Raw genomic sequence first — 13,918 nt, forward strand, 5'->3', positions numbered from 1 at the left:
TAATCCTTACCTTTTAATCTGCAGATTGGCGAAAGCAAATACAATAGCTTCAGTTTCATGATAAGGGGGCTGGCGGAGTTTGTCAAGTAAGTTTTTTCGTTTCTATGTTGTCAGCTACCTGAATATTGATCATACGGGTTTCATCTGTTATATATAATCTTTTTGAATACGAAAAAAACTGATGAATGAGTATGATATTACGGTTATAGGTAGCGGTCCTGGTGGTTATATAGCAGCAATTAGAGCGGCACAGCTTGGATTTAAAACTGCAATTGTGGAAAAAGAAAAAAATTTAGGCGGTATATGCTTAAATTGGGGATGTATACCAACAAAATCACTGCTTAGAGCATCTGAGGTTTATAGGCTAATAAAAAGATCAAAAGAGTTTGGTATAGAAGTAAAAGGAGCGAGTTTTGATATACAATCAATAGTGAAATATTCAAGAAGCGTTGTTGATAAATTATCAAGTGGCATTGCATATTTGATGAAAAAAAATAACATCAAAGTTCATCAAGGCTTTGGTAAACTTGCAGGCAATAGTACTATAAAAGTTGCTAGCGATAAGGAAGAACAAGAAATTGTTTCTAAGCATATCATTTTAGCAACAGGCGTGAGGGCACGGAATCTGCCTGGAATAGAGGCAGATGGAGATTTAATATGGAATGCGCAGCATGCTATGATGCCGGGCAAATTACCAAAATCACTACTAATTATAGGGTCTGGCGCAATTGGAATAGAATTTGCAAGTTTTTATAGTACTTTGGGGGTTGATGTAACAATCATAGAGATAAAGAGCACTATTTTGCCGCTGGAGGATAAAGACATTTCAGATTTAGCACAAGAAATATTCACAAAACAGGGGATAAAAATATATACAAACAGTAGCGTAAAAGCTCTTACTAAAAGTAAAGACTCTGCTCAAGTGCTACTAAGTAGTGGCAAGAGCAAAGAATTTGATAGGGTGATTGTTGCGGTTGGAATTCAAGCAAATATTGAAAATATAGGTTTAGAAAATACAAAAATTAAATTAAGCCCTTCTGGTTTTATTGAAATGAATGAATGGTATGAAACTAGTGAATCAAATGTGTATGCAATAGGTGATGTAGCTGGCCCACCATGTTTAGCACATAAAGCGAGCCATGAAGCTGTGATCTGCGTTGAAAAGATTGCTGGTAAAAGTGCTCATGCGTTAAAAAAAGAATGCATACCAAATTGCACTTATTCTCATCCACAAATAGCGAGCATCGGCCTTACTGAGGAACAGGCAATAAAAGGTGGGTATGATGTAAAAATAGGAAAATTTCACTCTAACTTTAATGGTAAGTCTATTGCACTCAGTGAAACTGAAGGGTTAGTGAAAACAATTATAGACAAAAAGACAGGCGAACTTCTGGGTAGCCACATGATAGGTGCAGAAGTAACGGAGTTAATTAGCAATTTTGCTCTTGCAAAGCAACTAGAAGGAACAGACTTCGACATAAAATCTACGATTTTTCCTCATCCAACCATTTCAGAGATGATACACGAATCAGTGCTTGCTGCAGATGATGAGTCGTTAAATAGTTGAACTAACGTTCCATCGTTTTAGAGTTGTCAATGTCTTGAGTAGTAGTTTGATTAGGCACTTTAGTTTCAATAGATTGATTACCACCAGCATCAGAATTCTGCAACTCTTCTTTCAATCCCTTAGCTGCTTCTTTAACTTTAAGCTTTGCCTTTGGATGAAGATCTTCTGGGCCTTTTCCTTTAGTATCCAAACCTTGTTGTAGATTAGTGCTTTTCATTTTATTATGCTGCTCGTGCTCAGGTAGGTCAACAACCGAATTGAAAAGAATTTTTATTATATTTTTTAGCAGTTCTAAAAAACCTCCGCTTCTGCCTTCTCTTTGTTCTTGAGGCTTATTTTTCACGTTAGATTCTTTTTTACTGTTACTACTTTTAGGCATTTTTAACTCAACTATCATAAAGCTTAATAAAATTCTACGTGCAAATTATTAAATAATAGTTAACAATCTAGGATTCATTATTTACAGATGGATATTATTTTAGCAACAGGTGGCACAGGCGGACACATTTTTCCAGCTATAACTTTAGCAAGAGCACTAAAGGCACAAGGATACAATTGCATATTATTCACTGATAAAAAAACAAATAAAAATACCGACATAGAAAACTACACCTTACCATTACGTAAACCGAGCAGCAACAAATTTAAGTTTTTCCTTTTATTAATGTATAGTTGTGTGCTAGCAATATATAAAATCAGAAAATTGAAGCCAAGATTAGTAATTGGTTTTGGTAGCTATGCTTCTTTTCCAACTCTTCTTGCAGCAAGAGTTCTTTCTATACCTATAATTTTACATGAACAAAACACAGTTTTAGGGAGAGTAAATAGATTCTTTTTCAAGAGTGCAAAATTAATTGCAACCAGCTTTCCGGAGACTAAATATGCAGAAGGCAATAAATGTATTTTTACAGGAAATTTTGTTGATATAAAAGCACAGAGCCATTCTAGCACTGAGAAAGTCCTAAACATATTGGTCATAGCAGGCAGCCAAGGTGCAAATTTTTTTGATGATGTGATAAGCAGCGTAATTTGTAATTTGCCTATTAAAATGAAAAAGAAAATTAGAGTGACGCAGCAATGTACGAAGAAAAATGTAAACAAGGTCAAGAGTCTATACAAAAGTGAAAAGATCGATTGTGAATTAAGTGAATTTTTTGATGATATGGAAAATAGACTGGCCAATGCTCACTTGGTAATTAGCAGAGCAGGGGCAACTTCAATAGCAGAGATCACTCTTGCTAGGCGTTCTGCTATATATATTCCTTACCCTTACTCAAAAGATAATCACCAATTTTATAACACAAAATATATTGAAGATTCGGGAGCAGCTGTAATAGTTGAGCAAAATAGTGAAGCAAAAAAAAATCTAACAGAGTTACTATTTGATCTACTCAGTAATTCTCAAAAATTGCGTGATATGACCAATAATACAAAAAAAACAGGGATAAAGAATGGGACTACTGAGTTTGTTAAGGTAATTGTTCACAAGTTTAGTTGATGGCTGCTTGCTTTTTCTTCAAACACGTCCCAAAAATCTTTTTCTAGCGATATATTATACAATTTATTGATATGAACTACTCCCGTGGGTGAAGTTGTGTTAATTTCGAGCAGGAAGTCATCTATAATATCAATACCAACAAATATTAGCCCTCTTTTCTTTAATTCAGGACCAATTTTGTTACATATTTCATTGTCCCTATCGTTCATTTGAGCGGGCTCAAAACTTGCTCCGAGCCGCACATTTGTCCTAATCTCTCCACTAATCTTTGGAACTCGTTTCATTACACCAATTGGTTGACCATAAAGTAGCAATATTCTTTTATCTTTATCTATGTTTTTACAAAATGATTGCGCAATTACAGGACATTCATATTTTGCTATCATGAGATCCACTACTACTTGAATACTATTCTCGTCTTGTATTCTTATCACATCGTTTCCTCCATAACTATACAATGGCTTCAGAATAATATCTTTATAGTTGCGGTAAAAATCTCTAATCATTGATATATTTTCAGTAATCAAAGTCGGCGGAATTAACTCTGGAAATAATGAAGTTATCAATTTTTCAGGACAATTTCTTATTTCTGTTGGGTTGTTAATTACCAATGCGCTAGTTTTTTCTAAGATATATGTTGTTGTAATATAACGCATATCAAAGGGTGGATCCTGTCTGATAAATACGATGTTCATTTCATTCAAGTTGATTGCCATATCTTCTTTAGAAATGAATCCACAATTATCAACTGTAACTTTCTGGGCTAAAGCAATTGGATGGTTTAGCTTTAGTGCTAAATTGTTAGGAGCATAGACAAAAACTTCATGCCCCCTCCTTTGTGCTTCTTTTATCAATGTAAATGTAGTGTCAGTTTCAAAATTTATATTTTTATCCATCTGAAAGGCAACTTTCATTTATGTTCTCTACCTATTGTCACAACTGTACAAATGTTATAATTTGAAGGCGATTTTTGCCTAATGGCGTAATTTACTGTACCTATATCGTACATAACTTACAACTTGTTTTACTCCCTTTACTTTTCTTGCAATTGCTATTACAGCTTTTAATTCTGCTTTATTTTGGGCTATACCCATCAAATAAACAACTCTATCAACCGTATTAACGCTATAATTAATTGACTTAATATTTCTTTTTCCCAGAAGTCTTGTTCTTATTTCCGCTGTTATCATGCCATCTACAGTGGTGTCTAGCATGGAAGCCATTTGAATTGGTATTACTCTTATTTCATTTATCACTTCTTTAATTTCTTTTTGCTGCCAAGCTATTTTTTCTGCTGTAAGTTGTTTTTCAGGAGTGTCAACACTTCCAATGAGCAATACTCTTCCTTCACTTACTTTAACCTTTATGGATGAAAATAGTCCATGCTTTAAGAGTCCCTTATTAATTCTGATGACCATAGTCGTATCATCAATGATATTTCCCAAGGATTTATCCTGCATTGTTATTGCTGTTGCTGTCGCTGTAGCCACCACACCACCTATTATAAGGGTTGTGCAACCACTTTGTGTAATCAAAAAAATTGCGAGTAAGAAGCTTGTTATTAATCTCATTATTGATTTTTAGGGTTTAGAGCTTTCATTAAGAAATGTTAATAAGCTTTTTTGATTGTGTAAACACCATAAATTAAGTAAGACTTTAAACCTTGAATATTTTTAATGGAATACCTATAATAGGGTACTGAAAATTTCTTGCGGATATGGCGGAATTGGTAGACGTGCCAGGTTTAGGTCCTGGTGAGCTTGCTCGTGGGGGTTCAAGTCCCTCTATCCGCACTTTAAAGTCATGTAACTTAGGTTTTAAGGGAAAATTTATAATCACTAAATACACTTTTATTTGTATAAAAACCTGTTCTTAAGGATTGTGTTTAACTTAAATTCTGGTAAAATGACTCTATTAAGATATGAATTAAAATATTAATAAATGAATTATGATGTCTAATAATATACCTCAAAATACAGTCGAAGTAAGTAGCGTATATACCTACAAAGAGCTTAGTATAGATAAACTAAAGCATGAGTATGAAATCACAGTTAGTAGTGATTATATAAAACAAAAGGTAGATTCCAGGTTGCAGGAGATAGCAGAAAATGCAAAATTACCTGGATTTAGGGCTGGAAAGATGCCCTATGACCTTGTTGTTGCAAATTATAAAAACGAAGCTTTGGAATATGTGATAAATAATACAATTGATTATTGCTCAAGTGATTTGATGAAAAAAATTGAAGTCAAGTCTCACATTTATCCTAAGGTTGATGTTATATCATTACCAGATCTGGGCAAAGAAAATGAGGAGGGCAATTTTGTATACAAGCTATCTTTTGAGTCGATGCCTGAAGTACCGGCGATAGATCTTGACAAAATAAACTTAAAGAAAATTGAGGCAAAGATTGAAGAGGAAGATATAAAAGAATTTATTGATTCTATCAAAACAAAATTCCCCAATTTTGCCTCTGTTGATGATGCTTCTTATCAAGCGAAAGATGGGGATAAATTGATAATTGATTTTGAAGGGCGGATTAGGAATAAGCTCTTTCAAGGTGGAAGTAGCAAAAATTTTGCCGTTAATTTAGGGTCTGGCACATTTATTAATGGTTTTGAAGATCAATTAACTGGTATGAAAAAGGGAGAAACAAAGGATTTTAAGTTGAAATTTCCTGAAAATTACCAAGCCATTTCCCTTGCAGGACAGGAAGCTGATTTTTCTGTGCGAGTTAATGAGATTCAAATTGCCAAAGATTTTGAAAATGATGATGAAATAGCTAAGAGTATTGGTTTTAAAGATTATTCTTTGCTAATAAATCATGCAAAAAAAATGATTGGTGATCAGTGTACCGAAATGAGAAATCTCTTAATTAAAAAGGAGCTGTTTGATTATTTGGATGCTAATTATAGTTTTGATTTACCCACAGACATAGTAAAACAGGAGCAACAAAGAATGGAAGGAGAACTGGGTGCTCAAAATGATTCTCGTAAAGAAGCTGAAAAACGTGTAAAGCTTGCTATGTTATTTATGAAATTTAGTGCAGAACATAAAATATCATTAACTCAAAATGATGTTTTGAATGTTATTGTAAATCAATATGTCAGTAAGGATGTACCGTTTGACAGAGTACTTAAGCATTTTGAATCAAATAAACAATTTCAAGAATTAGTTAGAGGGCAAGCGCTTGAGTATAAAGTGACAGATTATATAATAGAAAAAGTTAGTAAAGAAGAGCAGATTATTTCTGTGAAAGAATTAAAGGAATTGTTTGGTAATATTTAATAGGAAAAGGTATGACTCTTATACCAATTGTAGTTGAACAAACTAGTCGCGGTGAGCGCGCTTATGACATATATTCAAGACTAGTGAAAGAAAGAATAATTTTCGTAACAGGTCCTATTGAGGACAACATGGCTAGCGTAATAGTAGCACAGCTTTTATTTTTAGAATCGGAAAATCCCGATAAAGACATTTGTATGTACATCAATTCACCAGGTGGTGTTGTAACTGCTGGTTTGTCGATCTACGATACAATGCAGTATATAAACCCAGACGTTTCAACTTTATGTATAGGTCAAGCTGCATCTATGGGTTCTTTATTGCTTGCAGCTGGTACAAAAGGTAAGCGCTACTCTCTACCTCATTCAAGAATTATGATACACCAGCCATCTGGTGGTTATCATGGTCAAGCAACTGATATAGAAATACATGCTAATGAGATTTTGCGAGTTAAGAAAAAACTAAATCAAATTTATGAAAAACATACTGGAAATTCACTGAAGAAAATTGAAGAAATGATGGAAAGAGATAAGTTCATGGATCCTGAAGAAGCAAGGAAAATTGGCTTAATTGACAAGGTGATAGCTGAGCGTACAGATATTGAAATTGAAAATACTAAAGTTAAACAAAAGGTGGGTTAATGGATAACAATAATGATTTACACTACTGTTCTTTTTGCAACAAGGCGCAAGATGAAGTAGATAAATTGATTACTAACTCTTCGGATGGTTTAAAGGTGTTTATTTGTAATGAGTGCATAGAATTATCCCATAAAGCAATAAGTCAAAAGAAAGATAGATCTTTTAATTCAGATCGTATATCTGATATGAAGCTATTACTAAAGAAACCTGAGGATATAAAAAATTTTCTTAGCAAGCATGTTGTAGGTCAAGAACATGCGCAACATGTCTTATCTGTAGCTATGTATAACCATTGTCAATCCATGGCACAATTTCATGCTATAAGTGATATCGAAATCGAGAAGTCAAATATAATGCTTATTGGTCCCACTGGTTCTGGTAAGACTTTGCTGGCCAAAACACTTGCTAAAGTTTCAGATGTGCCATTTGCTATGGCTGATGCGACAACTTTAACTGAGGCAGGTTATGTGGGTGATGATGTAGAAAGCGTGTTGTCGCGTTTATTACAAGCTGCAAATTATGACGTTGCAAAAGCACAGCGTGGTATAGTGTTTATAGATGAAATAGACAAGATCACAAGAAAATCTGAAAGCACTTCAATAATCCGTGACGTTTCAGGTGAGGGGGTCCAGCAAGCTCTGCTTAAGATTATGGAGGGTACAGTTGCTTATGTTCCGCCACAAGGAGGGCGAAAACATCCACAACAAGAGTTTATACAAGTGGATACTAGTAACATACTGTTTATTTGTGGAGGAGCTTTTGAAGGCCTCGATAAAATTATTGAAGCGAGAAAAAAGGGAACATCAGTTGGCTTTGGAGCAGATATAAGTCAGTCTAAAGAGCAAAAGAAAAAAAATGCTTTACATGATGTTCAACCTGAAGATTTAATCAAATTCGGTTTAATACCCGAATTTGTAGGGCGGGTTCCAATAACTGCTGTTTTAGATGAGCTGGATCATGAAGATTTAATACATGTTTTGACAGAACCAAGAAATGCGCTAATAAAACAGTACAAAGCATTGCTTGCGTTTAGCAAAGTAAACCTCGAGTTTTCAGATGAAGCAATATCAGCTATTGCTAAAAAGGCTATAAGTTATAAAACAGGTGCAAGAATGTTACGTGCTATTTTAGAGTCACTTTTGCTTGACATTATGTATACATCTGGAAACGGAGGCTTTGAAGGTAGCACTATAGTAATCACTAAGAAAATGGTAGAGTTAGGAAAAGCAACGGTTAATCATAATAATAATGGCAATGTTATAACGGTTAATGATTAATTTGAGGCATATATTATGAACATTGAACGTGCTGTGAGCTCTGGTTTTGCTGCATTGTCAGTATTACCTTTAAGAGATGTAGTAATTTTTCCAAATATAATGGTGCCTTTATTCATAGGCAGAGAAAAATCTGTTAATGCACTAGAGTATGCAATAAGTAGTAGTAGTCACCAAAATGAGATTTTTCTTGTAGCACAGAAAGATGGCTCTGTTGATAATCCAGAGCCAGAAGATCTTTATGAAGTAGGTGTGTTAGCAAACATTATACAACCATTAATAAAATTGCCTGACAATGCAGTAAAAGTTATAATCCGGGGGATAAGAAGGGGAAGAGTTGTAGAATATATTAGCTCTCATACTTTATTACAAGCCAGGGTAGAGTTAGACAATCATTATAAAGAAGATGAAGACAATATTGACTTAGAAGCTTTAAGGCGATCTGTTATAGACGCGTTCGATAGCTGGTGTAAGCTAAACAAGAAAAATCAGCCTGAAGTTGCCATTAACCCCATTGATCAAATCAAAGAAGTTGATCAACTTGTAGACACGGTAGCTTCACATTTAAATATAAAAGTATCGGATAAACAAAGCATACTTGAGGCTTATGACCCAAAAGAGCGTTTAAAAAAAGCTTTTGCTTTTATTGAGAGAGAAATAAGTATTTTGAACGCACAAAACCGTTTATATAAGACAATTAAATCGCAAGTTGAAAGCACTCAGAAAGTTTACTACCTTAACGAGCAATTGAAAGCTATACAGAAAGAATTAGGCGAATTTGAGAATGGTGATGAAGGGAATATACTCAATGAATTTGAAAAAAAGATAAATGAAACAAAGCTTTCTCAGGAAGCAAGAGAGAAAGCTATAACTGATTTGAAGAGATACAAGAAAATGAATCCCATTTCTCCTGAAGCTACAGTTATATCTAGTTACTTGCATTGGTTACTTGATTTGCCGTGGGGAAAGTACAAAGATGCAAAAATTAACTTAAATGCAGCTAAAAAAATCTTAGATGAAAATCATTATGGCATAGAGAAAGTAAAAGATAGAATAATAGAATTTTTAGCAGTATTAAAAAGAGTAAAAGAGATAAAAGGTCCTATACTTTGCTTAGTTGGACCGCCAGGTGTTGGTAAAACTTCTTTAGCTAAGTCTATGGCAAGAGCAGTAGGAAGAGATTTTGTTCGCATAGCTCTTGGTGGTGTGCGTGATGAGTCCGAGATACGAGGGCATAGGAAAACTTATATTGGCTCAATGCCTGGTAAAATCATTCAACACATGAAAAAAGCTAATTCATGCAACCCGCTTTTTCTGCTTGATGAAATAGATAAGATGGGTTCTGATTCGCGTGGCGATCCTGCATCTGCATTACTTGAGGTTTTAGATACTGAGCACAATAAACACTTTACGGATCATTACTTGGAAGTTGAGTTTGATCTTTCAAGTGTAATGTTTGTAGCTACGGCAAACAGCTTAAATTTGCCACATCCTTTGCGTGATAGGATGGAAATTATACAATTGTCCGGGTATACTGAAGATGAAAAAATCAGTATTGCTACACACCACCTTATTCCGAAGTTAAAGAAGGAGCATGGTTTGTATCAGAAGGAATGGGACATAACTAATGAGGCGTTATACGAGTTGATACGTTTATATACACGTGAAAGTGGTGTGCGGAGTATGGAAAGGGAGCTTGCAAAGCTCATGAGAAAGGCAGTTAAAGAAATATTGACTGATAAAAATAAGAAAATATCCGTAGGAGTTGACAATTTACAAGATTATTTAGGGGTACGTAAATATACCTTTGGTATTGCAGAAAATGAGAGTTTGGTGGGAATAGTAACTGGGCTTGCCTATACTGAAACAGGTGGTGATATTTTGATGATAGAATCAGTCCTAATTCCGGGCAAGGGAGAAATAAAATACACAGGAAAGCTTGGAGAGGTTATGCAAGAATCTATAAAAGCTGCGTATAGTTATATTCGATCAAATTGTTTATTTTTTGGTATAAAGCCCGAAAAATTCCAAAATAATGATATACATTTGCATGTACCTGAGGGTGCTGTACCAAAAGATGGCCCTTCTGCTGGCGGCGCGGTATGTACGTCTATTGTTTCTCTTATGACAAATATACCAGTTAACAAAAATGTTGCTATGACAGGCGAAGTGACATTGCGTGGTAGAGTTTTAGCTATCGGGGGCTTGAGAGAAAAATTGCTTGCAGCGCTCAGAGGATCAATCAAAACTGTGATTATACCAAGTGAAAATGAGAAAGATATGCAAGAGATTCCTGCAAGCATCAAAGAGGGGATCAACGTAGTTTTTGCTAAGAATATTGATGAAGTTATGAAAGTTGCTTTAATGCACCCTACTACTCCAATTGATGGTGATGATAATCAAAATAGTGTGCCTTCCTCTATAGAAAATAAAGATGATACTTTTCCTATGTCGGAAACATTGAAGCATTAGATTAAGAAGATATTATACAATCTCCATTTCTCTTTTATCCGGCAAAAATCCACCAACTTGCGCATTCCATAGGGTCTTATACATTCCGTTTTTATCAAGAAGTTCCTGATGCATGCCATCTTCCACAATCTTGCCTTGATCAAGAACCAAAATACGATCCATATGCAAAAGCGTAGATAGGCGGTGGGCTATTACTATTGTAGTTTTATCTTGCATTAACTCCCATAGAGATTCTTGAATATTACTTTCAGTCACAGAATCAAGTTGTGAAGTTGCTTCATCCAGAATTAATATAGGAGCATTTTTTAAAATAGCTCTTGCGATTGCAATACGCTGCCTCTGTCCTCCTGAAAGTTTTACACCTCTTTCTCCAACAAGTGACTCATAACCTTGGGGTAATTTTGAAATAAACTCATGAGCATGTGCTTTTTTTGCCGCTTCAATTACTTCATCATCGCTAGCATCTGTTTTTCCATAGCGAATATTCTCCATCAAAGTCCTATGAAAAAGCGATGGATCCTGCGGAATCATGCCAATATTTTTGTGTAAAGAATCCTGGGTTACATTGCGAATATCTTGCCCGTCAATTGAAATTTTTCCAGATTGTACGTCATAAAGCCTAAGAATCAGGTTTATAAATGTTGATTTACCAGCACCTGAATAACCAACGAGTCCTACTTTTTGACCAGATTCAATTGTTATGGATTTGTTTTCAAATATTGGTTCTGCATCTTTATAATGAAAATGAACTTTATCAAAACTCATTTTCCCCTTTTTAACGACCAGATCTGCTACGTTTGGCTGATCTTGGATTTCAGGGATTGAAGTAATTGTTCTCAAAGCCTGAGTAATCTTTCCCCATGATTTAGAGAATTGTGAGAAGTCTTTGGCTATCATCCAAAGAAAATTAGCTATTGCTATATTAATAGTCATGACAAAAGCAAAATCTCCAGCAGTAATTAATTCTTGTTCTCTTCCTTTAACTAAGAAATATAAATTAAGCATTTGCATGATTACAAATGAGAAACCATAGAAAGTGAAAATCCATGTATATACCCACTGAAGTTTTTGCTCTGCTTTAACAGCTTCACTATGAGTGGATTGCAAAGATAATTTCTCCTGGTATTGGCTTGCAAATAACCTTACAGACATGATGTTTGAGAATATATCTACCATTTTACCAGTAATGCTTGAACCAAGCTCTGACCATACACCTGCAAGATGTGTTATCTTTTTTGCAAGAAACAAGGAAGACAAAACAAATAATGCCGACCAAGTTAACATCAACAAGGCAAAGTAAATATTCACTTGCCATAAAAAATAAATCCCAATACCAAGCGCTAATGAGCGGCTTATGAACCTATCAACCGTAATTTGTACAATATCCGGAATATAATTTGTCAAATCATTAACCTTGTTGGCAAGGCTGCCGGAGAAGTTATTTTGGTAATAGCTATTATCCTGATTTAATAACATGGCAAGGCTTGATTCGGCAATATTTTTACGAAGATTGGGCAATCATTTTTATTTCAACGAAGTAGTTGTATAACCTGGCAATACACTCAAGTAAAAGTAATATTAGTACATAGGATATGGCAGGATTTGCTATATCTTGAGAAGATTGTTTGTGGCTGATACGATCTATAATGACTTTTATTAAATATGGACTAAAGGAAACATCAATAGCCCAGACTAATGCTGCTAATAACACTATAATAATGGGAAATGGGAATGGACGTAGCGTTTTCAGGATGAAGGATATGACTTGCTTTGTTGTTATGTCATTCATATTTTTTACTTATTCTATCTCCCAGTTTAATTCAAGTAGATGATAACAATCACATTATAATAGTCCTTTTCATGGAAACCTTTTTTGGTAGATTGCTTTCTAGAAAAACATTGGTCAAGGTGCCAACTGTGGTTTATAATAATATAAATCATGTCACAGTTAATTTGTGCTTATCAGAGCTGGAATAGAAGTATGTTTTATTTTATAAATTTTTTGCCTATTTTACTGTTCCTATTTCTTTTTGTAGGGAGTGGTATATATTTTACTGTTCTTGGCGTGTCAAATGCTTTTTATCAGTTATCTTCACTGGTAGCCATTGCTCCTGCCATAGCTCTGGGCTGGGTTTTATACAAGGGCAATACTGAAGAAAAAATGTATGCCTTTCTAGATGGGGTAAGAGATCGTAATATTATCACTATGTGCATCATTTTTTTACTTGCAGGTGCATTTAGTGAAGTAACTAAAGCAATCGGTAGTGCTGATGCCACAGTTAATTTGGCTCTTTCATTTATACCAACACAATTTTTACTCATAGGATTATTTTTTGTAGCAGCTTTCATCTCCACTGCTATTGGTACATCAATGGGCACCATTGCAACAATTGCTCCTATTGCAGTTGAACTGACACAAGCTGGGATTTCTCCTTCCTTAGGAGTTGCAACTGTTGTAGGAGGAGCAATGTTTGGCGACAATTTATCTATATCTCTGATACTACAATTGCATCTGTGATGTCTCAAAAGGCTGATATAAAGAAAAAATTAAAACTGAATGCAAAAGTGGCACTAATTGCTTCTATATTCACAATAATTATATTATTTTATAGCTCAAGCAATAGTGCTGCTATTGCAGTTAAGGAGTATTCTTTATTGCTTGTGGCTCCTTACATCATACTTATATTGCTTGCAAACTTTGGAATCAATGTATTTACGGCATTGGTTTTAAGCATAACTTTTGCTGGAATTATTGGATTTATAAATAACAACAATTATGGTTTATTGTTTTTAAGCCAAAACATCACCAAAGGGTTTATGAGTATGCATGAAATTATGCTACTGTCATTGATGGTTGGCGGACTTTCAGGACTGGTAGGTAAAAATTCTAAGGAGTTTTCAGATAAACTTTCATCTTGGGTTATGATACAACGTGGTGGACAAAAAACTGCGCAGTTATTTATTGCAAAAATAGTCAGTATATCTGACATTTTACTTGCAAATAATACCATCGCTATAATTTTTAGCGGTGAAATTGCTAGAGATATTGCTAAGAAATATGAAATACCGCCTCACTATAGTGCAGCATGGCTAGGCATATTTTCTTGTGTATTTTAAGGATTAATACCGTATGGTGCTCAATTGCTTTTGGCTAGCACTATTGCTGGAGTTTCACCTTTGGCA

12 protein-coding genes and 1 tRNA gene are annotated in these 13,918 nt (G+C 34.7%); 9 read left to right on the forward strand and 4 right to left on the reverse strand.

Going from position 1 to position 13,918, the window contains the following annotated elements; translation table 11 throughout:
* Nucleotides 1–181: 181 nt before the first annotated feature.
* Nucleotides 182–1,567, forward strand: a complete 1,386-nt coding sequence (gene lpdA, locus OPR48_RS05170; RefSeq protein ID WP_265025706.1) for a dihydrolipoyl dehydrogenase — start codon at nt 182–184, stop codon at nt 1,565–1,567.
* A gap of 1 nt (nt 1,568) precedes the next feature.
* On the opposite strand, the gene OPR48_RS05175 is transcribed toward lpdA, so the two are convergent.
* The gene (locus OPR48_RS05175) at nt 1,569–1,964 is read right to left on the reverse strand and encodes a hypothetical protein (RefSeq protein ID WP_265025707.1); all 396 of its coding nucleotides are present in this window, start codon (nt 1,962–1,964) and stop codon (nt 1,569–1,571) included.
* Between the two features lie 69 nt (nt 1,965–2,033).
* Between OPR48_RS05175 and murG the strand changes: the two genes are divergently transcribed.
* Nucleotides 2,034–3,065: an undecaprenyldiphospho-muramoylpentapeptide beta-N-acetylglucosaminyltransferase gene (murG, locus tag OPR48_RS05180; RefSeq protein ID WP_265025708.1), complete on the forward strand. Its 1,032-nt coding sequence runs from the start codon at nt 2,034–2,036 to the stop codon at nt 3,063–3,065.
* On the opposite strand, the gene gshB is transcribed toward murG, so the two are convergent.
* Nucleotides 3,050–3,979, reverse strand: a complete 930-nt coding sequence (gene gshB / locus OPR48_RS05185) for a glutathione synthase (RefSeq protein WP_265025709.1) — start codon at nt 3,977–3,979, stop codon at nt 3,050–3,052. The genes murG and gshB overlap by 16 nt on opposite strands.
* A 60-nt stretch (nt 3,980–4,039) precedes the next feature.
* Nucleotides 4,040–4,636: a BON domain-containing protein gene (locus tag OPR48_RS05190; protein ID WP_006279461.1), complete on the reverse strand. Its 597-nt coding sequence runs from the start codon at nt 4,634–4,636 to the stop codon at nt 4,040–4,042.
* A 140-nt stretch (nt 4,637–4,776) separates the two neighbouring features.
* Between OPR48_RS05190 and OPR48_RS05195 the strand changes: the two genes are divergently transcribed.
* The 5 genes from OPR48_RS05195 to lon all read left to right on the forward strand — a co-directional run bounded on the left by OPR48_RS05195 (nt 4,777) and on the right by lon (nt 10,735).
* Nucleotides 4,777–4,858, forward strand: a tRNA-Leu gene (locus OPR48_RS05195).
* Nucleotides 4,859–5,016: 158 nt separating this feature from the next.
* Nucleotides 5,017–6,351, forward strand: a complete 1,335-nt coding sequence (gene tig, locus OPR48_RS05200) for a trigger factor (RefSeq protein WP_265026637.1) — start codon at nt 5,017–5,019, stop codon at nt 6,349–6,351.
* Nucleotides 6,352–6,362: 11 nt separating this feature from the next.
* The gene (gene clpP, locus OPR48_RS05205) at nt 6,363–6,989 is read left to right on the forward strand and encodes an ATP-dependent Clp endopeptidase proteolytic subunit ClpP (RefSeq protein WP_265025710.1); all 627 of its coding nucleotides are present in this window, start codon (nt 6,363–6,365) and stop codon (nt 6,987–6,989) included.
* Entirely contained in the window at nt 6,989–8,266 is a 1,278-nt protein-coding gene (gene clpX, locus OPR48_RS05210) for an ATP-dependent Clp protease ATP-binding subunit ClpX (RefSeq protein WP_265025712.1), read from the forward strand. The genes clpP and clpX overlap by 1 nt, the downstream gene beginning before the upstream one ends.
* Nucleotides 8,267–8,281: 15 nt before the next feature.
* Nucleotides 8,282–10,735 (forward strand): endopeptidase La, encoded by a 2,454-nt coding sequence (lon, locus tag OPR48_RS05215; protein ID WP_265025713.1) that lies wholly within the window; start codon nt 8,282–8,284, stop codon nt 10,733–10,735.
* Nucleotides 10,736–10,747: 12 nt separating this feature from the next.
* Here lon and OPR48_RS05220 read toward each other — a convergent pair whose 3' ends face one another.
* Nucleotides 10,748–12,253, reverse strand: a complete 1,506-nt coding sequence (locus tag OPR48_RS05220; RefSeq protein ID WP_265025714.1) for an ABC transporter ATP-binding protein — start codon at nt 12,251–12,253, stop codon at nt 10,748–10,750.
* Between the two features lie 421 nt (nt 12,254–12,674).
* On the opposite strand from OPR48_RS05220, the gene OPR48_RS05225 reads away from it, so the two are divergent.
* Entirely contained in the window at nt 12,675–13,253 is a 579-nt protein-coding gene (locus tag OPR48_RS05225; RefSeq protein ID WP_265025715.1) for a Na+/H+ antiporter NhaC family protein, read from the forward strand.
* A complete protein-coding gene (locus OPR48_RS05230; RefSeq protein WP_265025716.1) occupies nt 13,253–13,852 on the forward strand; it encodes a hypothetical protein in 600 nt (199 codons plus the stop codon). Before OPR48_RS05225 ends, OPR48_RS05230 begins: the two co-directional genes overlap by 1 nt.
* The last annotated feature ends 66 nt before the right edge of the window (nt 13,853–13,918 follow it).

This window comes from Wolbachia endosymbiont (group A) of Bibio marci (assembly GCF_947251645.1).
Classification (GTDB): Bacteria; Pseudomonadota; Alphaproteobacteria; order Rickettsiales; family Anaplasmataceae; genus Wolbachia.

Excerpts from the sequence above, each read along its gene's own strand:
- lpdA (WP_265025706.1), top strand. The coding sequence starts at position 182 with ATGAATGAGTATGATATTACGGTTATAGGTAGCGGTCCTGGTGGTTAT.
- OPR48_RS05175 (WP_265025707.1), bottom strand. The coding sequence starts at position 1,964 with ATGATAGTTGAGTTAAAAATGCCTAAAAGTAGTAACAGTAAAAAAGAA.
- murG (WP_265025708.1), top strand. The coding sequence starts at position 2,034 with ATGGATATTATTTTAGCAACAGGTGGCACAGGCGGACACATTTTTCCA.
- gshB (WP_265025709.1), bottom strand. The coding sequence starts at position 3,979 with ATGAAAGTTGCCTTTCAGATGGATAAAAATATAAATTTTGAAACTGAC.
- OPR48_RS05190 (WP_006279461.1), bottom strand. The coding sequence starts at position 4,636 with ATGAGATTAATAACAAGCTTCTTACTCGCAATTTTTTTGATTACACAA.
- tig (WP_265026637.1), top strand. The coding sequence starts at position 5,017 with ATGTCTAATAATATACCTCAAAATACAGTCGAAGTAAGTAGCGTATAT.
- clpP (WP_265025710.1), top strand. The coding sequence starts at position 6,363 with ATGACTCTTATACCAATTGTAGTTGAACAAACTAGTCGCGGTGAGCGC.
- clpX (WP_265025712.1), top strand. The coding sequence starts at position 6,989 with ATGGATAACAATAATGATTTACACTACTGTTCTTTTTGCAACAAGGCG.
- lon (WP_265025713.1), top strand. The coding sequence starts at position 8,282 with ATGAACATTGAACGTGCTGTGAGCTCTGGTTTTGCTGCATTGTCAGTA.
- OPR48_RS05225 (WP_265025715.1), top strand. The coding sequence starts at position 12,675 with ATGTCACAGTTAATTTGTGCTTATCAGAGCTGGAATAGAAGTATGTTT.
- OPR48_RS05230 (WP_265025716.1), top strand. The coding sequence starts at position 13,253 with ATGTCTCAAAAGGCTGATATAAAGAAAAAATTAAAACTGAATGCAAAA.